Below are 22,223 nucleotides of genomic sequence, written 5' to 3'. Positions count from 1 at the left end.
ATATTTAAGGAAGAATCATGCACTGTCAACCAGACCACAAACACCAAGTTTACATCTGGTCAAAAAACATACACACCTGTTTAATCTGCGATGAGGCGACCGAATCAGCCGATTGTGTGTGCAACGCCTGCGAAACCCAGCTGCCGTGGCTGATGGAACAGTGCAACGTGTGCGCCCTGCCGCTGTCGATGGAGGGGCTGACCTGCGGCCAATGCCAGACACATCCGCCCGCCTTTAAACAGGTGATTGCGCCCTGGACCTACGGCTTCCCGGTAGACACCTTGATCAGCCGCTTCAAGCACCAGTCGCGATGGCCACTGGGCCATATGCTTGCGCGCTTGCTGGGGCACCACGTGCAACATCGTCTCGACAACGCTGAAATCATCCGGCCCGACTGCCTGCTGCCCGTGCCGATGGCACGTCACCGCTTGCGCGAGCGCGGTTTCAATCAGGCGTTGTTGCTGGCCCGCTGGCTCGGTAACGCCCTCAACCTCAGCTGCGACGAACACCTGTTATTGCGCCCCCATGAAACCGTGGCGCAACAGGCGCTCGACGCCAAGGCGCGCAAGCGCAACCTGTTTCGCGCCTTCGCCTTGGCCGCTGACGCCCAGGTGCAAGGCCGGCATTTCGCCCTGGTGGACGACGTACTGACGACCGGCGCTACCGCGCACAGCCTCGCACAATTGTTGAGGGACGCCGGGGCGCGTCAGGTCGACGTGTACTGCCTGGCCCGCACCCCCAAACCGGGCGCGTAACTTGACTCCCTGGCACCGGGGCGGCAACGTCCACCCATTCCATCGAAGTGTGTTCCCATGTCGCTACCCACCCTGCTCAGCCAACACATTGTCCGCCGTCCACAGCGCATTGCCTTGCTGGCGCATATCGCCGAGCAAGGCTCAATCACCCGCGCCGCCAAGAGCGCCGGCCTGAGTTACAAGGGCGCCTGGGACGCCATCGATGAGCTGAACAACTTGGCGCAAAAGCCGCTGGTGGAACGCAGCGTCGGTGGTAAAGGCGGCGGCGGAGCCAAGTTGACCGCCGAAGGTGAACGCGTATTGCGCCTCTACCAGCGCTTGCAGGCGCTGCAGGCCCAAGTGCTCGGCTCCGACGAGGACGCCAGCGACTTCAATCTGCTGGGACGCTTGATGCTGCGCACCAGCGCACGTAACCAATTGCATGGCCAGGTGATCGCCATTGAACAGCATGGCCGCAACGACACCATTCGCCTGCAACTGGCCGCTGGCTTGAATATCGACGCGCAGATCACTCACGACAGTACCCGGCGGCTGGAACTGGCGGTGGGTGTGGAAGTGGTCGCGTTGATCAAGGCCGGTTGGCTGGAAGTGCTCGCTATCGGGCAAGCTGCAACACCTGGACACAATTGCATGAGCGGCATTATCGACACGATTCTCGCCGCCGATGACGGCCCCAGCGAAGTGCGCATCACCTTGCCCAACGGCCTGGTGTTATGCGCTTTGGCGCAGCCTGCCGCGCTCGAAGCGTTGGGCGCTTCCGAGAACCAGCCCATCCAGGTGCAGTTCGCCCCGAACAATGTATTGCTGGGCACGCCGGTATAACGCGGCCACGCCCTCAAACTGCAACAAATTCGTCATGAGGGCTCCTTAAGGTGTCTGCAAAAACCGCAGAGGGAGCCTGAAATGAGCCTGTTAGAAGAAAACCAAGCCACCGACCTGGAACAGATGGTCGGCCTCACCCGCCGCCGCTTCATCGGTGCCGGTGCCCTCTGCGGTGCCGCGATGTTCCTGGGCGGCAACCTGCTCAGCCGCAGTGCCCTGGCCATTAACGCGACCACCGCCAGCCCGTTGCTGGGGTTTACCGGCATCGCCGCCGCCAGCAGCGACACCATCACCTTGCCGCCGGGCTACAGCGCGTCGGTGCTGATCAGTTGGGGCCAGCCGTTGCACAAGGGCGCGCCGGCTTTCGACCCTTCCGGCAACGGGACCGCCAAAGCCCAGGAGCAACAGTTCGGTGACAACAACGATGGCATGAGCCTGTTCGCCTTCCCCGGCGACAACAACCGTGCGCTCATGGCGATCAACAACGAATACACCAACTATCGCTACCTCTACGCCCACGGCGGCGCGCCGCAATCGGCTGAAGAGGTGCGCAAGGCCCAGGCCAGCGAAGGCGTTTCGGTCATCGAAGTGCGGCGCAAAGGTGACACCTGGCAGTTCGTCCAGGACTCGCGCTATAACCGCCGCATCCACGGCAACTCGCCAATCCGCCTGAGCGGCCCGGCCGCGGGTCATGCCTGGTTGCAAACCAGTGCCGACAAGTCGGGCAAAAAAGTCCTCGGTACCTTTCAGAACTGCGCCAACGGCAAGACACCGTGGGGCACTTATCTGACGTGCGAAGAGAACTTCACCGACTGCTTCGGCAGCAGCAACCCACAACAAAGCTTCGACGCCGGGCAAAAACGCTATGGCGTGGCAGCGGCCAGCAAAGACATCAACTGGCATCAGCATGACCCGCGCTTCGACATGGCCAAGAACCCCAACGAACTCAATCGTCACGGCTGGGTGGTGGAAATCGACCCGTTCGACCCGCAATCCACCCCAGTCAAGCGCACCGCCCTGGGCCGTTTCAAACACGAGAACGCGGCGCTGGCTGAAACCCGCGACGGCCGCGCCGTGGTGTACATGGGCGACGATGAGCGCGGTGAGTTCATCTACAAGTTCGTCAGCCGTGACCCGATCAACCACAACAACCCCAAGGCCAACAAAAACCTGCTCGACCACGGCACCTTATATGTGGCGATCTTCGACGCGGGCGATGGCAACGCCGACCACCCCAAGGGCAAGGGCCAATGGGTGGAGCTGACCCATGGCAAAAACGGTATTGATGCCGGCAGCGGTTTCGCCAGCCAGGCCGAGGTGCTGATCCATGCGCGCCTGGCCGCCAGCGTGGTGAAAGCCACCCGCATGGACCGCCCGGAGTGGATCGTGGTCAGCCCCATTGATGGCCAGGTCTATTGCACACTCACCAACAATGCCAAACGCGGGGAAGACGGCCAACCAGTGGGCGGGCCCAACCCACGGGAGAAAAACGTCTACGGTCAGATCCTGCGCTGGAAAGCTGATCAGGATAACCACGGCGCCCACGAATTCACCTGGGACCTGTTTGTGGTCGCCGGTAACCCAGGCGTACACGCCGGTACGCCCAAGGGCGGTTCCTCCAACATCAACCCGCAGAACATGTTCAACAGCCCCGACGGCCTGGGGTTCGACCAGGCCGGGCGCTTGTGGATCCTGACCGACGGCGACTACAGCAATGCCGGTGACTTCGCGGGCATGGGCAATAACCAGATGCTGTGTGCCGACCCGGCCACCGGAGAAATCCGCCGGTTCATGGTCGGGCCGGTGGCGTGTGAAGTCACCGGGATCAGCTTTTCGCCGGACCAGAAGACGCTGTTTGTGGGGATCCAGCATCCCGGCGAAACCGGCGGTTCGACCTGGCCGGAACATCTGCCCAACGGCAAGCCGAGGTCTTCGGTGATGGCGATTCGGCGGGATGACGGCGGCATTATCGGCGCTTGATAAAATGTCATCGGGAGCAAGCCCCCTCCCACAGTTGACCGCGTGTACGCCGGCAATTGTGGGAGGGGGCTTGCTCCCGATAGCGATGGCACAGGCGCCCTATCTCAAGCCTGGTGCGTTACCATACCCGGCCGGACGCGGCGCCCTGCTGCGCGCAGGAGTTCGTATGGCCCACCCGTTTGAAACACTCACCCCTGACCTGGTCCTCGACGCGGTCGAGAGCATCGGTTTCCTCAGCGACGCCCGTGTGCTGGCGCTCAACAGCTACGAAAACCGCGTGTATCAGGTGGGCATCGAAGGCTCTGAGCCGCTGATCGCCAAGTTTTATCGCCCCCAGCGCTGGAGCAACGAGGCCATCCTCGAAGAACATCGCTTCACCTTCGAACTGGCCGAGTGCGAGGTGCCGGTGGTCGCCCCATTGATCCACAACGGTGAAAGCCTGTTCGAACATGCAGGCTTCCGTTTCACCCTGTTTCCCCGGCGGGGTGGCCGCGCGCCGGAGCCGGGCAATCTCGACCAACTCTATCGCCTCGGGCAACTGCTCGGCCGTTTGCATGCCGTAGGCTCCACCCGCCCGTTCGAACACCGCGAAGCCCTGAGTGTGAAGAACTTCGGCCACGACTCCCTCACCACGCTGCTCGAAGGCAATTTCATTCCCAAAAGCCTGCTGCCGGCCTATGAGTCCGTCGCCCGCGACCTGCTCAAGCGCGTGGAAGAGGTATACAAAGCCACCCCGCACACGAACATCCGCATGCACGGGGATTGCCACCCCGGCAACATGATGTGCCGCGATGAGATGTTCCATATCGTCGACCTCGACGACTGCCGTATGGGCCCGGCGGTGCAGGACCTGTGGATGATGCTCGCCGGTGACCGGCAAGAATGCCTTGGCCAACTGTCGGAACTGATGGACGGCTACCAGGAGTTCCACGACTTCGACCCACGGGAACTGGCCCTGATCGAACCCCTGCGTGCCCTGCGCCTGATGCATTACAGCGCCTGGCTCGCACGGCGCTGGGATGACCCGGCGTTCCCCCACAGCTTCCCCTGGTTTGGCAGCGAACGGTATTGGGGCGATCAGGTGCTGGCGTTGCGCGAGCAACTGGCCGCCCTCAACGAAGAACCCCTGAAGCTGTTCTGACCGCCTTATGTGGGAGGGGGCTTGCTCCCGATGACAGTCTGTCAGTTGATGAATAGATATCTGACACACCGCTATCGGGAGCAAGCCCCCTCCCACAAAAGTGAAGCCGATCCCATTGGCAGGCAAATGTCCTTACAATCACACCTTTGTTAGCTGCCTAAGCAAGGATTCTGCAATGCAAGCCGCCAACCCCCGCAAGGGGTACATCCTGGGCCTGAGCGCCTATGTCATCTGGGGTCTGTTCCCGCTCTACTTCAAAGCCATCGCCAGCGTCCCCGCCGCCGAAATCATCGTGCACCGCGTGTTGTGGTCGGCGCTGTTCGGTGGCTTGCTGTTGATGGTGTGGAAACACCCGGGGTGGCTGCGCGAACTGCGCGACAACCCCAAGCGCCTGGCTATCCTGGCACTCAGCGGCTCATTGATTGCGGCCAACTGGCTGACTTACGTATGGTCGGTGAACAGCGGGCGCATGCTGGAAGCGAGCCTGGGCTACTACATCAACCCGCTGGTCAATGTACTGCTGGGCATGTTGATCCTGGGCGAGCGCTTGCGCCGCCTGCAGTGGGTCGCCGTCGGGCTGGCGGCGGTGGGTGTGGCGCAACAGGTGTGGCAGGTGGGCAGTTTGCCGTGGGTGTCCTTGGCGCTGGCGCTGACCTTCGGCTTCTACGGGCTGATCCGCAAACAGGCGCCCGTCAAAGCGCTGCCTGGGCTGGTCGTAGAGACCTGGATGCTGGTGCCGATCGCCATCGCATGGCTGCTGTTCAACCCCTCGGCCCACAGCGCACAACTGGAGTTCTGGGGCACCCCCGAAGCCTGGTGGCTGGTGGCGGCCGGCCCGGTGACGCTGATCCCGCTGGTATGTTTCAACGCTGCCGCTCGGCATTTGCCCTACACCGCACTGGGCTTTTTACAGTACGTGGCACCGACTCTCGTGCTGCTGGAAGCCGTGCTGCTGTTTGGCGAACACCTGGCGTCGAGCACCCTGCTTGCCTTCGCCTTTATCTGGGCGGGGCTGGTGGTGTACAGCCTGGATGCCTGGATGAGCGTGCGCAAGCGCTGATCAAATAACGTACAAACCTCTGCAAGCCATGCAGCACGTGGCTTGCAGCCATCAACCCCAAGGTTATCCACAACCTGATCCCCGCCATTTGTGCACAAGCCCTTGAAACTGCTCGTTTTTTGCGCAGAAGGCGGAGAGCCAACGCCGGCGCGGCCTGGCGTCGAGTCTCTACAGGTTATCCACAAGCCCATGCAAGTTTTCCATGCATAACCCTGTGGGTTGATCATTCCTCGTTGTGCAATTCCACCATCAAGTCATCCGCCAAGGTTTCCAGCGACGCCTGCAAGGTATCCAGGGATAACGTCGACGGCACCTGCAACAGCGCCTCGGCCGTGAACAACGGGTCACCGCTCATGGGGGCCGGGCGTACGTCCGTGCTCAGGCTCTCCAGGTTCACGCCCTGCCGGCTCAACAACGCTGTGATCTCGCGCACGATGCCCGAGCGGTCATTGCCCACCAGGGTCATCACGATCGACTTGGACGTCGCTGCCTGCCCGCTACTGCCCTCACCCACCAGCACGCGAATGCCGTGTGTGGATAAGTCCTCCAGCGCATTGATCAGGTGCTGACGGTTTTCAGCAGGCACACTGACCCGCAGGATACCGGCGAATTGCCCGGCCATATGCGCCATTCGGCTTTCCTGCCAGCTACCGCCGTGGGTGGCGATGGTATGCGCGATGCGTTCCACGACGCCGGGTTTGTCGGCGGCGATAATTGTGAGTACAAGATGGTCCATGGCGAAGCCCTCAGGAATTCAATCTACAAGGTGGACGCAGGCGCCCTCGAAAACAAATCGTGTACCATTTTTATATTTATCTGGAACAATCCAATCGTTTTTTGAGAACATCACGTTCTCCGCTGTGACCGTACGACCAAAGTGGGTCGCTAAACGACGTATTTAGTCTAATTTTCACAACCGCAAGTCATCATGTAGTATGCAAACCCGTGCACTACATAATGAAAATCTGAAAAAGCGCATAAGCTCCGCAGAGTGAGGCAAGCAATGACTGAACACGTTCAAGTCGGTGGCCTGCAGGTCGCCAAAGTCCTGTTCGACTTCGTGAACAACGAAGCCATTCCCGGTACCGGCATCACTGCCGACCAGTTCTGGGCCGGTGCCGACAAGGTTATCCACGACCTGGCACCGAAGAACAAAGCCCTACTCGCCAAACGCGATGATTTCCAAGCGCGGATCGACACCTGGCACCAGACCCACGCCGGCCAGGCCCACGACCCGGTGGCTTACAAAGCCTTCCTGCAAGACATCGGATACCTGCTGCCAGAAGCCGCAGACTTCCAGGCCACGACCCAAAACGTCGATGACGAAATCGCCCGCATGGCCGGCCCGCAACTGGTCGTACCAGTGATGAACGCCCGCTTCGCCCTCAACGCCTCCAATGCGCGTTGGGGCTCGCTGTATGACGCGCTGTACGGCACCGACGCCATCAGCGAAGCCAATGGCGCCGAGAAGGGCCAGGGCTACAACAAAGTGCGGGGCGACAAGGTGATTGCCTTTGCCCGCGCGTTCCTCGACGAAGCCGCGCCACTCTCGGCGGGCAGCCATGTCGACTCCACTGGCTACAAGATCGTCGATGGCAAGCTGATCGTCAGCCTCAAGGGCGGTAGCAACAGCGGCCTGCGCGACGACTCGCAACTCATCGGCTTCCAGGGCGACAGCGCCCAGCCGATTGCCGTGCTGCTCAAACACCACGGCCTGCACTTCGAGATCCAGATCGACGCCGGCACGCCGGTCGGCCAGACCGACGCCGCCGGCGTCAAAGACGTGCTGATGGAAGCGGCGCTGACCACCATCATGGACTGCGAAGACTCCGTCGCCGCCGTCGATGCCGATGACAAAGTGGTGATCTACCGCAATTGGCTCGGCCTGATGAAGGGCGACCTGGCCGAAGAAGTGGCCAAGGGCGGCAAGACCTTCACCCGTACGATGAACCCTGACCGCGTCTATACCGGCGTGAATGGCCAGGACGTGACCTTGCACGGCCGTTCACTGCTGTTCGTGCGCAACGTCGGCCACCTGATGACCATCGACGCGATTCTCGACAAAGCCGGCAATGAAGTACCCGAAGGCATCCTCGACGGGCTGATCACCAGCCTGGCGGCGATCCACAGCCTCAACGGCAACAGCAGCCGCAAGAACAGCCGCACCGGTTCGGTCTATATCGTGAAGCCGAAGATGCACGGCCCGGAAGAAGCCGCGTTCACCAACGAGCTGTTCGGCCGCATCGAAGACGTGCTGAACCTGCCGCGCAACACCCTCAAGGTCGGGATCATGGACGAGGAACGCCGCACCACGGTCAACCTCAAGGCCTGCATCAAGGCGGCCAGCGAGCGCGTGGTATTCATCAACACCGGCTTCCTCGACCGCACCGGCGACGAGATCCACACCTCCATGGAAGCCGGCGCGATGGTGCGCAAGGCGGCCATGAAGGCGGAAAAATGGATCGGCGCCTATGAGAACTGGAACGTCGATATCGGCCTGAGCACCGGCCTTCAAGGGCGTGCGCAGATCGGTAAAGGCATGTGGGCGATGCCCGACCTGATGGCGGCGATGCTCGAACAGAAAATCGCCCACCCACTGGCCGGTGCCAACACCGCCTGGGTGCCGTCGCCGACGGCGGCGGCGCTGCACGCGCTGCACTATCACAAGGTTGATGTGTTCGCACGCCAGGCCGAACTGGCCAAGCGCGAGCGCGCTTCGGTGGACGATATCCTGACCATTCCTCTGGCAGCCAATACCGATTGGTCCGACGAAGAAATCCGCAACGAGCTGGACAACAACGCCCAGGGCATCCTGGGTTATGTAGTCCGCTGGATCGACCAGGGCGTCGGTTGTTCGAAAGTGCCGGACATCAACGATGTGGGCCTGATGGAAGACCGCGCCACCCTGCGTATCTCCAGCCAGCACATCGCCAACTGGTTGCGCCACGGCATCGTCAATGAAGCCCAGGTGCTGGAAAGCCTCAAGCGCATGGCGCCGGTGGTCGACCGCCAGAACGCCGGGGATGCGCTGTACCGCCCACTGGCGCCGGACTTCGACAGCAACATCGCGTTCCAGGCGGCGTTGGAGTTGGTGATTGAAGGCACAAAGCAGCCGAATGGCTATACCGAGCCGGTGTTGCACCGCAGGCGTCGGGAGTTCAAGGCTAAAAACGCTCTTTAAACGCAGAAAAAAACCCTGGTCGAAATACCAGGGTTTTTTATGAGCTGTCGAATTTTATGATGGATCAAACCCGTCAGTCGCTGAAAGTACTATCGGTGCCTACTGCACCATCCCCAACTCCCGCTTCACCATCTTCGCCAACTTCACGCTATCGATCGGCTTGAGCAGAAAGTCCACCACGCTCAAATGCATGGCGTCGATCACATCGGGAGCTTCCGCGTCCCCTGACATGATGATGATCGGCAATGCCGCCCGGGAGGATTCGCGCACCTGGCGGATCAGTTCCAGGCCACTGCTGGGCGTCATGCGCAAATCGGTAATCAGCAAGCCGATGGAGGTGTTGGAGTTCAGCAGATTCCACGCCGCCTCACCGCTCTCGGCGGTCATGCAGCGAATACCGTCCAGACCCAGGATTTGCGCCAGCAGTTCACGCGCGTCCTTGTCGTCATCAACAATCAGCACACGTTGCGGCGGTAAATCAGGTTCCAGCATCACGGCGCTCAGCGCCTCGCGCTCCGCATCGCTCAAAATATCGTTGTCGGTCATACATTTCTCAGCAGTTCTCATCACTCTTTCAGCACACTCGTCAGACATCTGCCGAAAGGTGAACAATGTGCACTTCGTCGGAAAGTTTGCCTAGTGGGCGTTCTACGGGTTTTGCACCATAGCCTTGTAAGGTTTTTCCCTAGTCATGCATCGTTTAACCGCTACCTAGACTTACGTCCAATGGGCACCCACGGCACGGGAGTTGACCATGAAGGACGATAACGACAAAAAACTGCGGTCACTGTTATGAGTAAAGCTGATGCTTTCACGCAGGCGGGAAAAACCGCCGTGTTGCAGAACATCCACGGCACCCTGCAATTCCTGCAACGCTTTCCCCCGTTCAACCAGATGGAAAATGCCCACTTGGCGTTTCTGGTTGAACAATGCCAAATGCGCTTCTATGCCCCCGGCGACAGTATCCTCAAACCGTCGGGCGGCCCGGTTGAGCACTTCTATATTGTCAAGCAGGGCCGCGTCGTGGGTGAGCGGCCGGACAGCACCGAAACCACCTTCGAAATCACCACGGGCGAATGCTTCCCCCTCGCCGCCTTGCTCGGCGAACGAGCCACCCGCACCGAACACAAGGCCGCCGAAGACACCTTCTGCCTGCAATTGAACAAGCCGGCCTTTATCAAGCTGTTCGCGCTTTCCAGCCCGTTCCGCGACTTTTCCCTACGCGGGGTCAGTAGCCTGCTGGACCAGGTCAACCAACAAGTCCAGCAAAAAGCCGTCGAGACCCTCGGCACTCAATATTCGCTGAACACCCGTCTTGGCGAGTTGGCCATGCGCCACCCGGTCACCTGCCAACCCGGCACGCCGCTACGCGAGGCGGTGACGCTGATGCACGAGCAGCAGGTGGGCAGCATTGTGATCGTGGATGAGCATAAAGCGCCCCTGGGGATTTTTACCCTGCGCGACCTGCGCCAGGTGGTGGCCGACGGCACCAGTGATTTCAACCAGGCCATCGAAGGGCATATGACCCAGGCGCCGTTCTTCTTGACCCCGGACCACAGCGCCTTTGACGCCGCCATCGCCATGACCGAGCGGCATATCGCCCATGTGTGCCTGGTCAAAGACCAGCGCCTGTGTGGCGTGGTGTCCGAGCGCGACCTGTTTTCCTTGCAACGGGTCGACCTGGTGCACCTGGCCCGCACCATCCGCAATGCGCCCCGCGTGGAAAACCTGGTGGCGATTCGCGGCGAAATCGGCCAACTGGTCGAACGCATGCTGGCCCACGGCGCCTCGTCTACGCAGATCACCCACATCATTACCCTGCTTAACGATCACACCGTGTGCCGGGTGATCGAGCTGACGCTTGCCGAAAAAGGCGACCCTGGCGTGCCGTTCAGCTGGTTGTGTTTCGGCAGCGAAGGTCGCCGTGAACAAACCCTGTTCACCGACCAGGACAACGGTATTTTGTTCGAAGCCAAGGACGCCGCCGAAGCCGCGTCGATCCGGGCGCGGTTACTGCCCCTGGCGCAGCAGATCAACCAGAGCCTGGCGTTGTGCGGCTTCAGCCTGTGCAAGGGCAATATCATGGCGGGCAACCCCGAGCTGTGCCTGTCACGGGCCGAATGGGCGCGACGCTTTGCAGCGTTCATACGCGAGGCGACGCCGGAGAATCTGCTGGGGTCGAGCATCTATTTCGATCTGCGGGTAGTCTGGGGCGATGAGCGCGGTTGCGAACAATTGCGCCAGGGCATCCTGGATCAGGTTGCGGATAACCGGCTGTTCCAACGCATGCTGGCCGAGAACGCCCTGCGCCAGCGTCCGCCAGTCGGACGTTTCCGGGAGTTTGTGCTGACGCGCAAAGGCGGCGAAAAGGCCACGCTCGATCTCAAGGTGCAAGGCCTGACCCCTTTTGTCGATGGTGCGCGCCTGCTGGCCCTGGCCAATGGCATCCACGCCAACAACACCCTGGAGCGCCTGCGCCAGTTGGTACTCAAGGAAGTCATCGACGCGCTGGACGGTGCCGCCTATGAAGAGGCGTATCACTTTATCCAGCAAACCCGCATGCAGCAGCACCAGTTGCAAACCCGCGAGAACCAGCCCTATTCCAACCGCGTCGACCCCGACAGCCTCAACCACCTGGACCGGCGCATCCTGCGTGAATCCCTGCGTCAGGCGCAACGCCTGCAAAGCAGCCTGACCTTGCGGTATCAGCTGTGAGCTGGCTCGGTTGGCTACGCCCGAAAAAGCCTGGGCTCGACACGGCGCAACAACAGCGCCTGGACCAACTGCCCAAAGCCGTGGAGCTGGGCGACGGCCTCTTGCGCAGCCAGCGTTGGGTGGTGGTGGACCTGGAAACCAGCGGCCTGAACCTCAACCGTGACCAGGTCCTGTCCATCGGCGCCGTGGTGATCGAAGACGGTGCGATAGACTTCTCACAACTGTTCGAGCGGACCCTGCAACGCAGCGCAACCAAACTCAGCCCCAGCGTGCTGATCCATGGCCTGGGGCCCAGTGCGATCGCCGCCGGCAGCGACCCGATCGACGCCCTGCTGGATTTTATGGATTTCGTCGGCGACAGCCCCCTGCTGGCGTTCCACGCCCCCTTCGATCAACACATGCTGTGCCGGGCACTCAAGGACAGCCTGGGGTATCGCCTGGCTCATCCGTTTCTCGACGTCGCCGACATCGCCCCGCTGCTGTGCCCCGAGGCGAATATTCGCGAAGCCGGGCTCGACGATTGGATCAACCACTTTCACCTGCAGGTTGGCGAGCGCCATCACGCTAGCGCCGATGCCTTGGCCACGGCGGAACTGATGCTCATCCTGTTCAGCCGCGCACGCCAGCAACACCTCGACTCCCCCCAGCAATTGCAAGAACGCTTGAGCCAATGGAAACGGCGTAAACAAGCGCCATCGTTTTAATAGCACCGCCCGACAGACGCCAATTGCGCCCACCCGACGCCTCTGACACAATCGCGAATAATTCTCGTTAGTTTAAACCTCTTGTTTATTCGGTGATGCCTTGTCGTCGGTCCCAAACCCACACAGTGAGCTGGTTGGCGCGTTGTATCGCGACCATCGCGGCTGGCTGTTGGCATGGCTGCGCCGCAACGTGGCCTGCCCGAGCCGCGCCGAGGACCTCAGCCAGGACACCTTCATGCGCCTGCTGGGCCGTGACGAGCTGCGCGAACCTCGCGAGCCGCGGGCGTTTCTGGTGGCCATCGCCAAAGGTTTGCTGTTCGACTACTTCCGGCGCGCCGCGTTGGAACAGGCCTACCTCACCGAACTGATGCTGCTTCCGGAAAGCGAACACCCGTCGCCGCAAGCCCAGCAAATGATCCTCGAAGACCTCAAGGCCATCGACCGCCTGCTCGGCAAGCTGTCGAGCAAGGCCCGCGCCGCCTTCCTCTATAACCGCCTCGATGGCCTGGGCCACGCCGAAATCGCCCGGCGCCTCGGTGTGTCGGTGCCCCGTGTGCGCCAATACCTGGCCCAGGGCATTCGCCAATGCTACATCGCCCTGTATGGCGAACCGCTGTGACCGGTTCCAGACCGGTTTCAGCCCGCGTGCTGGATGCGGCGATCGCCTGGCAACTGTCCCTCGACTCCGGCGACGGCAGTGCGGTGGAGCAGGAAGAGTTCGCCAAGTGGCTGACCAGCGATGAAGAACATGCGCGGGCCTGGCGTCAGTTGGGCATGCTCGACCAGCGTTTCAGCGTGGCGTCTGGCCCGGCGCGGGCGGCGCTGTTGCAGTCACGCGAAGGGATTCGCCAGCGCGTGCGCAAGTTGGGCACGGGCCTCGCCAGCATCGCACTGGTGTGCGGCCTGGCGCTGTTGGCCGGTGAGCGTTACGTGCCCATCCACTATTGGCTGGCCGACCAACGCACCGCCACCGGCGAGCAGCGCACGCTGAAATTGTCCGACGGCACGCTGATCAACCTCAACACCCACAGCGCCATCGACGTGCGTTTCGATGAAAAACGCCGGCTGATCGTGCTGCAGGCAGGTGAGATTCTGATCGAGACCGGGCACAACGATGGCCGCCCGTTCTACGTGCAAACCCGCGACGGCAGCCTGCGCGCACTGGGCACGCGGTTTATCGTCAAGCGCGAAGACGGCGCTACGCGCCTGAGCGTGCTGCAGTCTGCCGTGGCGGCCCAGCCCGAAGCGCTGCACCAGGAACAGATCTTCAAAGAGGGCCAGCAGGTGCTCATGCGCAGTGATGGCCTCGGCCCGCTGCTGGCCGTCGCCCCCGCCACCGACGCCTGGACCCGCGGCATGCTGGTGGTGGACAACGCCCGCCTGGGCGATGTGATCGAGGAACTGAGCCGTTACCGCACCGGGCACCTGGGTGTGGATAAAGACGTGGCCGACCTGCGCATCACCGGCAGTTTCCCGCTGCACGACACCACCCTGGCGCTCAATGCGCTGTTGCCGACGCTGCCGGTGCAGATCGAGCAGCACACGCCGTGGTGGGTGACGGTGAAAAGCAAGCCGTAGGTTCTGCTGTGGCCGGGCGACTGCTATCGGGAGCAAGCCCCCTCCCACACTGACTGCATTCACACACCTTGATTTGCAAACACAGCCAGTGTGGGAGGGGGCTTGCTCCCGATAAGGCCCTGAAGAACACCTCGAAAACCTCAGCGCAAAAATATTTTCATCCTGCCCTATCACTTTTCGATTCTCGTCCGGCACCTAGGCAATTGAGAAATATTTCCATTCAGGAGCCACCTATGTCCCGCACGCTAGACACCTTGTTGCGCCCCAGCCTGTTAGCCATCGCCATCGCGCTCAGCGCCCCGCTGGCCAGCACCCCGCTGATCGCTGCCGAGCAAGCGTCCAGCGTTCGCGCCTACAACCTGCCGGCCGCGCCGTTGGCCACGACCCTGAACCAGATCGCCAGCCAGGCGGGGCTGGCATTGACCCTCGATCCGACGCTGGCGTCGGGCAAGACCTCGGCGCCGGTCAAAGGCCAGTTCGATGCCCAGGGCGCGTTGCGGGAGGCGTTGCGTGGCACCGGCTTGCAGCTGGAGCAGAGCAGCGCAGGCACCTTTACCCTGGTGGCGATTGCCGAAGGCGTCGTGGCGTTGCCGCAGACCAGCATCATCGCCCAAGGCAACACTGAAAGCGCTTGGGGCCCCGTGACCGGCTACCTGGCGACACGTACCGCCGCCGGCACCAAGACCGACACCGCACTGGTCGAAGCCCCGCGCTCGATCTCCGTGGCCACCCGCGAGCAGATGCAGGATCGTAACGTCCAGAACCTGGATGACGCCGTCAAGTACATGCCCGGCATCGTGTCCGCCAGCTACGGCAGCGACACCCGTTATGACTGGATGCGTGTACGCGGTTTCGAACCCACCCAATTCCTCGACGGCCTGCCATTGCCGCGTGGCGTCTACGCCAACCCCAAGGCCGAAACCTGGAACCTCGACCGCCTCGCGCTGCTGCGTGGCCCGGCGTCCTCGGTGTATGGCCAGACCCCGCCGGGCGGCCTGCTGGACATGGTCAGCCGTCGCCCGAGTGCGGAGTCGAGCAACGCCATCCAAGTGCAATACGGTAGCGACAACTACCGCCAACTCAACTTCGCCAGCACCGGCAAGCTCGATGATGAAGGCCGGTTCCTCTATGGCCTCAGCGGCGTGGTGCGCGATGCCGGCACCCAGGTCGACCACATCGACAACCAGCGCTACAACATTGCGCCGAGCCTGACCTGGAACATCGACACCGACACCAAGCTGACTTTCCTGTCGCAGTTCACCCGCGACGATACCGGCGCCACCAGCCAGTTCCTGCCGATCGTAGGCACCAAGATCAAATCGCCGCTGGGGGACGTGTCACATCACAAGAACCTGGGCGACCCGGACTACGAATTCTACGACCGCACTTATTACGCACTGGGCTATGCGTTCGAACATCGCTTCAACGATACCTGGCAGTTCAAGCAGAACCTGCGTTACACCAAGTCGGAATTGGCGTTCCAGCAGTTGACCGTGGGCGCCTATAGCTATTTCCCGGTTGATGCCGCCGGCAATATCGGCCGTACCTCAACCAACGTTGACGAGAACATCGGCCAGTTCGCGGTCGACAACAACTTCCAGGCCGACTTCGCCACAGGCGACGTCACCCACACCTTGCTGCTCGGCCTGGACCATCAGCGTACCGATACCTCCTATCTGTCGATTTATGGTTCCGCCGGGACCGTCAACATCTTCAACCCGGTCAATACCCGCCCCGTGGAACGCCCGGCGCGCTCCACGGCGTACTACGACTACAACCAGAAAACCATCCAGACCGGCCTCTACATGCAAGACCAGATGGCGTTGGACAACTGGCGCCTGACCCTCGGCGGGCGTGAAGACTGGGTGCACCAAGGCACCACCTACTTCAACAAGAACGATGCGACCAACACCGACCGCAGCAAGAACTTCAGCGGTAACGCGGCGCTGAGCTATGTGTTCGACTCAGGCTTTGTGCCTTACCTGTCATACGCCGAGTCCTTCCAGCCGGCGAGCAACGCCAGCGTCGACCCACTGCAGTCGTACAAACCCACAGAGGGCAAGCAATGGGAGCTGGGGATCAAGTATCAGCCTCCGGGCTCCAACACCTTATTGAGCGCCGCGGTCTACGACCTGACCCAGAAAAACGTGCTGGTTGCCAGCACCGGGGCCGGTGGCCAGTCGGTCACGGACCAGACCGGCGAGGTGAAAGTCAAAGGCTTGGAGCTGGAAGCCGTGTCTGACGTCACCGAGAACCTCAAAGTGATTGCCGCGTACACCCTGGCCAAATCCGAAGTACAGAAGGGCAACTTCAAAGGCAACCGCCTGCAACTGATGCCAAACCAGCAAGCCTCCCTGTGGACCGACTACACCTGGCACACCGGCGTACTCGACGGTTTCGGCATCGGCTTCGGTGCCCGCTATACCGGCAACACCTACGGCGACCAGGCCAACACCTGGCTGGGCAAGGCCAACGCCTACACCGTGTTCGACGGCGCCGTGCATTACGACCTGGGCCGCCTGGACAACAGCCTCAAAGGCGCATCGCTGAAGTTGAACGCCACCAACCTGTTCAACAAGGACTACATCTCCACCTGTGACGCTTCCTACTGCTACTTCGGCGACCAACGCAGCGTCGTCGCCAGTGCCACCTACCAGTGGTGATCGGCTGAGTTAACCACCAGGCCGTCCTTCGGGGCGGCTTTGGCGTGTCTGAAGGCTAGAACATGAAAAGCACAACCATCCGCCGCTGGTCCTTCATCCACACCTGGACCAGCCTGATCTGCACGGTATTCCTGCTGATGCTCGCCCTCACCGGCCTGCCGCTGGTGTTTCACCATGAGATCGATCATCTGCTGGGCAACGAGCCGCAGTTGGCGCAAATGCCTGCCGACACGCCGCAGCTCAACCTGGAGCAACTGGTCAGCGCAGCGCAAGCCCATCGCCCCGGCGACGCCATGCAATACCTGGCCTGGGACGAAGACGACAAAAATGGCGTGATTGCGATCATGGCCGCCACGGCCGGCACCGAGCCCAATGCGTCCCACACCTTCATGCTCGACGCCCGCACCGGCGCAGCCGTGGAAACCCCGGCGGCCAATGGGGGGTTCACCCTGTTCCTGCTGCGCCTGCACGTAGACATGTTCGCCGGCCTGCCGGGCAAGCTGATGTTGGCGTTCATGGGCGTGCTGTTTGTGTTGGCGATTATCTCGGGCACGGTGTTGTACCTGCCGTTCATGCGCCGCTTGAAATTCGCCACCGTGCGCAACGACAAATCCACGCGCCTGCGCTGGCTGGACCTGCACAACCTGATCGGCGTGGTCACCCTGACCTGGGCGCTGGTGGTAGGCGTCACAGGTGTGATCAGCGCCTGCGCCGACCTGATCATCGCCGCCTGGCGCCAGGACAGCCTCAGCGCCATGATCGAGCCCTACCAAAACGCCCCGCCGCTGGCCCAACGCGCGCCCGCCACTGAACTGCTGAGCATTGCCGCCAAGGCCGCGCCCGGCATGACGCCGGACTTCATCGCCTTCCCCGGCACGCGTTTTTCCAGCGAGCACCATTACGCGGTGTTCATGAAAGGCAGCACCCACCTGACCTCGCACCTGCTCACGCCGGTACTGATCGATGCCAGCACCCTGGCCGTCACCGCCATCGCCGAACGGCCGTGGTACATGGACGCCATGGGCATGTCCCAACCGTTGCACTTCGGCGACTACGGCGGCATGCCGATGAAAGTCCTCTGGGCCGTGTTGGATGTGCTGACCATCATCGTGCTGGGCAGTGGGGTTTACCTGTGGATCGTGCGGCGCAAGGCGGCTCGGCCATGAAGCCGCGTCAATCGAATTTCTGGAAGGTATTTGCCATGCCGCTGGGGATTGGCCTGCTCAGTGCCGCCGGGTTGTTTGCCGCATTGCTGGGGGACGGGTGGTGGGATTCGTTGAGCTGGGCAGGGCTGGGGGTTCCTGCTGCAATCGGTGCTTGGGCTTTGATCAAACGCTGAGCTAGATTAGCGCTGCCCTTTTTCGAGGAATGCCCAATGTCCGCGCCCAGCCTGACCTTGTTCCACAACCCTGCCTCACCGTTTGTTCGCAAAGTCCGCGTGTTACTGAGCGAGACCGGTCAACAAGACCGCGTCACCCTGCAAGGCTGCCTGCCGACACCGGTCAACCCCGATGCGCAACTGGTGCAAGACAACCCCGTGGGCAAGATCCCGGCCCTGCGCCTGGCCGACGGCTCGGTCCTGCACGACAGCCGAGTGATCCTCGACTACTTCGACCATCAGCACGCTGGCACCCCGCTGATCCCCCGCGAGGGCGCCGCTCGCTGGCGTCGCCTGACCCTGGCCTCGATGGCCGACGGCGTCATGGACGCCGCCGTGCTGGTGCGCTACGAAACCGCCATGCGGCCGGTCGAGAAGCATTGGGACCAATGGCTCGATGAGCAACGCAACAAAATCCGCCGCACCCTCGCCGAATGGGAGGCGAATGCGCTTGGCGAACTCGCCGCCCACTTCGACATCGCTGCCATCAGCGTGGCCTGCGCCTTGGGTTATCTGGACTTCCGCCACCCTGACCTGCAATGGCGCCTGGACAACCCGAAACTTGCCCAATGGTACGCAGAGGTCAGCCAGCGCCCTTCGATGCAGCAAACCCAACCGCCGGTTTGACCCGGTGAATCGGTGGCGAGGGAAGAAAGGCCATGATCCTCGCCACCAACTGCGCCTTGATTTGTTGATCCTCGCGTAACCCGATCATTGCACCGCCTCCAGGTCAAACTGCAAGGGTTCGGCGACCTTGCGCTTGCCCACGCCATACCAATCCAGTTTGCGTGTCAGCACCATCACCGTCCCCAACAACCCGAACAGCAGCAGCGAGCCCATCAGCAACGCGTAATCCTCGGCGCTCAACAGCCCGTACAACAAGCCGTACAAGGCTGCCAACCCCACCGAAAAACCCAGGCCGTGACTGACGCTGCGCAGCACATGACACACGTAGAAGCCGATCAGCAACACGCAGGCGCCAGCAGAGCACAGATAGGCCATGGCGAAGCCTATGTGCTCGGACAATGACAACAGCAGCAGGTAAAAGAACGCCAGCGCAAAGCCCACCAAGGCGTATTGAACCGGGTGCACTGCCAGGCTCTTGAGCACTTCGAACAGGAAGAACCCGGCAAACGTCAGCGCAATAAACAGCAGCGCATATTTGATCGCGCGATCGCTCTTGAGGTACTGGTCCACCGGGTCGATGAAGTTCACGCCAAAGCTGCGATTGTTGAAGTCGTTACACCCCCGCTCGTCCAGGCAGGTTTGCAGGGCTTGTTCCAGGTTGGTGGAGAAAAACGAGGTCTGCCAGTTGGCGGTGAACCCCGTGTCGGTGACCTCGCGTTGGGCCGGCAGGAAATTGCCGATAAAGCTCGGATGCGGCCAGTTGGAAGCCAGGGATACTTGGCTGGTCTTGCCCACCGGAACCACTTGCAGTTGCTCGGTGCCTTGCAGGCGCAGGTCAAAAGCGAAATCCACCACGCTGGTTTTTTTGCTGTCCAGCTCAGGCAGTGTCACGTGCACGCCCTCCCCCAACCAGTCCACTTGGGAGCCAGGCTCGAAGTCCAGGCGCTGGCCACCCAGCTCAAGCTTCAGCGCGTTTTCGATGCCGCGAATATCGCTGATACCGACCGCCAGAAACGCCGCTTCAAAGCGGTAATCGGCAAAGTCCTCGGTAATGCCCAGTTGTGCAGGCAGCTCGAAACGCCCATTGATACGACTGTCGGCATGGAACAGCCGCGCCTGATAGATGCCCCGCGCGCGCAGTTCGGTCTGTACCTTGCCGTCGAGTTCAAAACGGTCCGGCAGGAAATACAGACGACCGCGCTCTTCACGGACTTCCTCGTAGCGCTTGTTGAGCTTTTCATTGAGCTTCCACTCGCGCACGGTCTTGCGATAGGGCACCACCATCACCGGGCCCGTGAGGCGCTGGCTGTAGCTGGAGCTACGGGCAATGTCCATCAAGACGCCGTCGCGCAGCTGCTGGCGGTCGCTGATGATGCCGTTGATCATCAGCAGCGGAATCAGCAACAACACGATCAGCAGCGCAATCGCGCCCAGTTTGAAAAGCAGACTGCGGTTCATGGGTCTCTCCCTGTGTTTGATAGGCAGAGACTGCGCGGCGCGTGTGGGAGATTTATGTGGGCAGTGTGGAGACTGTGTGGAGATGCAGCACCACTTGCACCCCGCCCGGCACATTGCCGATCTGCAACGCACCGCCATGCAGCTTCATCACTTCTTCAACAAAGTTCAGACCCAGGCCGGTGCTTTTGCGCCCGCTGCCCGGGCGTGGCAGCGAGTAGAAGCGCTCACTCAAACGTGGCAGCGCATAATCGGGAATCGGCGCCGCCTGGTTGAACAGGCTCACCTGCACGTCGTTGTGTCGCGTTTGAGCGCTGAACCGTAGAGCGCCACCGGGTGGCGTGAAGTCCAAGGCGTTATCCAGCAGATTGCCCAGGGCCTGGCGCAACAGGAAGGGCTCACCGAACACCTTCACATCCGTGGCAATCCCTTGTTCGACATGCAAGCCTGCGCCTTCGATGCGCGCGCATTGCGCCTTGAGCACTTCGTCGACCATCGCCGCCAGCGCGATGCTTGCCTGCCCTTCCAGGCCCTGGCGTTGCTCGACTTGCGCCAGGTTCAGCAGGCGTTCGATCAGTTGCTGCAGGCGCGCACTTTCACTGTCGATATTGCCAACGAAGCGCTGCTGCTGCTCGCGGGTCATATCGCCCTGCAGCAACTCCGCCGCACCACGAATCGCCGCCAAGGGGCTTTTCAATTCATGGGTCAGGGTGTGTACGTAATGTTCGACATAGGCCTTGCCTTCCAACTGCGTGCGCATGTGCTCCACCGCCGTGGACAACTGCTTGAGCTCGCCACCGCGATAATGCGGCAGTTCGGCACGCCGCCCTTCGCTGACCGCCTCGGCGTAAGCGGTCAGTCGTCTTAACGCCGCGCTCACCCACCACGACAGCAAAGCGCCCAACAGCAGGCCGAGGACCACCAGCCCGGCGCCGTACCACAGCAGGCGGCGCTCGGTGCGGTCGACATAGGGCTGCAACGAGCTGTTGGGTTTGGCCACCGTGACCACGCCGATGATCTGGCCGTTGTCGCGGATCGGCGCGCCAACGTGCATCACCGAAGAGGCCGGATCGCCCGCATCGCTGCGGGTGGAACGGGCGCCATACTCACCGCGCAGGGTCAGGTACACGTCGTTCCATTGCGAATAATCCTGGCCCACCGCTTCGCCGCTGGAGTCGAGCAGCACGATGCCCTTGGCGTCGGTCACGTAGATACGGTGGTTGACCTGATTCTTCGGCAGCCCCCAGATGGTCGCGCCTGGCTGGCGATTGCCGTAAGCCTTGAGCAGTTGCGGCCAATGGCTGTCGCCGAGCGTGCCGTTCTTCACGTCATCGCGCAGGATCTCGGCCAGCAGGTTGGCGGTGTCCACCAGGGTTTCTTCGGTGGACTGGCGCACGCCGGGGCGGATTTCCTTCATCACCGTGTTGAGCACGAAGTAGCCGGTCAGGCCGATGAACAACGCGTACACCAGGAAGATCCGCAGCCCCAGGCGCATCAGCTATGGCTCGGGCTATAGCTGTAGCCCAGGCCGCGATGGGTCTGGATCGGTTCGGCATCCGCCGCAATATTGCGCAACTTGCTGCGCAGGCTTTTGATATGGCTGTCGATATTGCGCTCGTAGCCGGCATCGGCGGGGACGCCCACCGCATCGAGCAACTGCTCGCGGCTGAAGACGCGTTCGGGTTGCTCCAGCAGGCTTTGCAAGAGGCGAAATTCGTGGCGCGTCAGGCTCAACGGCTGGCCGCGATACTGAATCTGCATACGCTCCAGGTCGATCTGGAATGACGTCGGCGCCACGCTGGGGCCGACCCGTTTGAGAATCGCCTTGACCCGCGCGGCCACTTCCCGGGGGCTGAACGGCTTGACCACATAATCGTCGGCGCCGATCTCCAGCCCCACTACCCGGTCGATTTCAGCATCCCGGGCACTGAGAAACATCACCGGCACTTCCGTGAAGCGGCGCAGTTGCTTGCAGGTTTCAAAGCCGCTGATGTCCGGCAGCCCGATGTCGAGGATGATCAAGTCCGCCGGGGTCTGGCGTTGATGAGCCAACGCCTCCTGGCCGAGGCTCAGCCAGGTAGTGCCGAACCCCTCGCCTTGCAAGGCGAATATCAGCGTATCGGCAATCGCCGCTTCGTCTTCGACAATCAGGATGTGGGGCATG

The 22,223-nt window shown here is 61.7% G+C and carries 19 protein-coding genes; 14 read left to right on the top strand and 5 right to left on the bottom strand.

Going from position 1 to position 22,223, the window contains the following annotated elements:
- Positions 1 to 17 precede the first annotated feature (17 nt).
- From JBE38_RS25225 to rarD, 5 genes are all read left to right on the top strand, one after another.
- Positions 18 to 755, top strand: a complete 738-nt coding sequence (locus tag JBE38_RS25225) for a ComF family protein (RefSeq protein ID WP_205345400.1) — start codon at positions 18 to 20, stop codon at positions 753 to 755.
- Between the two features lie 57 nt (positions 756 to 812).
- On the top strand, positions 813 to 1,577 hold the full coding sequence (locus tag JBE38_RS25220; protein WP_205345399.1) for a TOBE domain-containing protein: 765 nt from the start codon (positions 813 to 815) through the stop codon (positions 1,575 to 1,577).
- 81 nt (positions 1,578 to 1,658) lie between these two features.
- The gene (locus tag JBE38_RS25215) at positions 1,659 to 3,557 is read left to right on the top strand and encodes a PhoX family protein (protein ID WP_205345398.1); all 1,899 of its coding nucleotides are present in this window, start codon (positions 1,659 to 1,661) and stop codon (positions 3,555 to 3,557) included.
- A 166-nt stretch (positions 3,558 to 3,723) separates the two neighbouring features.
- The gene (locus JBE38_RS25210; RefSeq protein ID WP_090368385.1) at positions 3,724 to 4,698 is read left to right on the top strand and encodes a serine/threonine protein kinase; all 975 of its coding nucleotides are present in this window, start codon (positions 3,724 to 3,726) and stop codon (positions 4,696 to 4,698) included.
- 175 nt (positions 4,699 to 4,873) lie between these two features.
- Positions 4,874 to 5,758, top strand: coding sequence for an EamA family transporter RarD (gene rarD, locus JBE38_RS25205; protein ID WP_205345397.1), 885 nt, complete (start codon positions 4,874 to 4,876; stop codon positions 5,756 to 5,758).
- Positions 5,759 to 5,981: 223 nt separating this feature from the next.
- Here rarD and JBE38_RS25200 read toward each other — a convergent pair whose 3' ends face one another.
- A complete protein-coding gene (locus tag JBE38_RS25200; RefSeq protein WP_060753339.1) occupies positions 5,982 to 6,494 on the bottom strand; it encodes a glycine cleavage system protein R in 513 nt (170 codons plus the stop codon).
- Positions 6,495 to 6,761: 267 nt separating this feature from the next.
- On the opposite strand from JBE38_RS25200, the gene JBE38_RS25195 reads away from it, so the two are divergent.
- Positions 6,762 to 8,939 (top strand): malate synthase G, encoded by a 2,178-nt coding sequence (locus tag JBE38_RS25195; protein WP_205345396.1) that lies wholly within the window; start codon positions 6,762 to 6,764, stop codon positions 8,937 to 8,939.
- Between the two features lie 99 nt (positions 8,940 to 9,038).
- On the opposite strand, the gene JBE38_RS25190 is transcribed toward JBE38_RS25195, so the two are convergent.
- Positions 9,039 to 9,485 carry a response regulator gene (locus JBE38_RS25190; protein WP_060753342.1) on the bottom strand — a complete coding sequence of 149 codons (447 nt, stop codon included), beginning with the start codon at positions 9,483 to 9,485 and terminating at the stop codon, positions 9,039 to 9,041.
- A gap of 246 nt (positions 9,486 to 9,731) precedes the next feature.
- Between JBE38_RS25190 and JBE38_RS25185 the strand changes: the two genes are divergently transcribed.
- The 8 genes from JBE38_RS25185 (at position 9,732) to JBE38_RS25150 (ending at position 18,604) form a co-directional block, all read left to right on the top strand.
- Complete coding sequence (locus JBE38_RS25185; RefSeq protein ID WP_198762654.1) at positions 9,732 to 11,654, top strand: putative nucleotidyltransferase substrate binding domain-containing protein; 1,923 nt, start codon at positions 9,732 to 9,734, stop codon at positions 11,652 to 11,654.
- A complete protein-coding gene (locus JBE38_RS25180) occupies positions 11,651 to 12,358 on the top strand; it encodes an exonuclease domain-containing protein (RefSeq protein WP_205345395.1) in 708 nt (235 codons plus the stop codon). Before JBE38_RS25185 ends, JBE38_RS25180 begins: the two co-directional genes overlap by 4 nt.
- A gap of 100 nt (positions 12,359 to 12,458) precedes the next feature.
- Complete coding sequence (locus tag JBE38_RS25175) at positions 12,459 to 12,977, top strand: RNA polymerase sigma factor (RefSeq protein ID WP_060753345.1); 519 nt, start codon at positions 12,459 to 12,461, stop codon at positions 12,975 to 12,977.
- On the top strand, positions 12,944 to 13,936 hold the full coding sequence (locus JBE38_RS25170) for a FecR domain-containing protein (RefSeq protein WP_205345394.1): 993 nt from the start codon (positions 12,944 to 12,946) through the stop codon (positions 13,934 to 13,936). The genes JBE38_RS25175 and JBE38_RS25170 overlap by 34 nt, the downstream gene beginning before the upstream one ends.
- Positions 13,937 to 14,169: 233 nt before the next feature.
- The gene (locus tag JBE38_RS25165; protein WP_205345393.1) at positions 14,170 to 16,599 is read left to right on the top strand and encodes a TonB-dependent siderophore receptor; all 2,430 of its coding nucleotides are present in this window, start codon (positions 14,170 to 14,172) and stop codon (positions 16,597 to 16,599) included.
- A gap of 62 nt (positions 16,600 to 16,661) precedes the next feature.
- Positions 16,662 to 17,765, top strand: coding sequence for a PepSY-associated TM helix domain-containing protein (locus JBE38_RS25160; RefSeq protein WP_205345392.1), 1,104 nt, complete (start codon positions 16,662 to 16,664; stop codon positions 17,763 to 17,765).
- The gene (locus JBE38_RS25155) at positions 17,762 to 17,938 is read left to right on the top strand and encodes a hypothetical protein (protein WP_090368369.1); all 177 of its coding nucleotides are present in this window, start codon (positions 17,762 to 17,764) and stop codon (positions 17,936 to 17,938) included. Before JBE38_RS25160 ends, JBE38_RS25155 begins: the two co-directional genes overlap by 4 nt.
- Positions 17,939 to 17,974: 36 nt before the next feature.
- Positions 17,975 to 18,604: a glutathione S-transferase family protein gene (locus tag JBE38_RS25150; RefSeq protein ID WP_205345391.1), complete on the top strand. Its 630-nt coding sequence runs from the start codon at positions 17,975 to 17,977 to the stop codon at positions 18,602 to 18,604.
- Between the two features lie 84 nt (positions 18,605 to 18,688).
- On the opposite strand, the gene creD is transcribed toward JBE38_RS25150, so the two are convergent.
- The 3 genes from creD to creB are packed head-to-tail and all read right to left on the bottom strand — an operon-like array spanning position 18,689 to position 22,222.
- Complete coding sequence (creD, locus tag JBE38_RS25145) at positions 18,689 to 20,062, bottom strand: cell envelope integrity protein CreD (protein WP_205345390.1); 1,374 nt, start codon at positions 20,060 to 20,062, stop codon at positions 18,689 to 18,691.
- A 52-nt stretch (positions 20,063 to 20,114) separates the two neighbouring features.
- Positions 20,115 to 21,554, bottom strand: a complete 1,440-nt coding sequence (gene creC / locus JBE38_RS25140) for a two-component system sensor histidine kinase CreC (RefSeq protein WP_205345389.1) — start codon at positions 21,552 to 21,554, stop codon at positions 20,115 to 20,117.
- Entirely contained in the window at positions 21,554 to 22,222 is a 669-nt protein-coding gene (creB, locus tag JBE38_RS25135) for a two-component system response regulator CreB (protein WP_060753352.1), read from the bottom strand. Before creB ends, creC begins: the two co-directional genes overlap by 1 nt.
- Position 22,223 lies beyond the last annotated feature (1 nt).

This window comes from Pseudomonas sp. ICBG1301 (genome assembly GCF_016918385.1).
Lineage (GTDB): Bacteria > Pseudomonadota > Gammaproteobacteria > Pseudomonadales > Pseudomonadaceae > Aquipseudomonas > Aquipseudomonas palleroniana.
The sequence above is the reverse complement of the archived record's forward strand: the minus strand, read 5'-3'. Positions and strand labels throughout refer to the sequence as shown.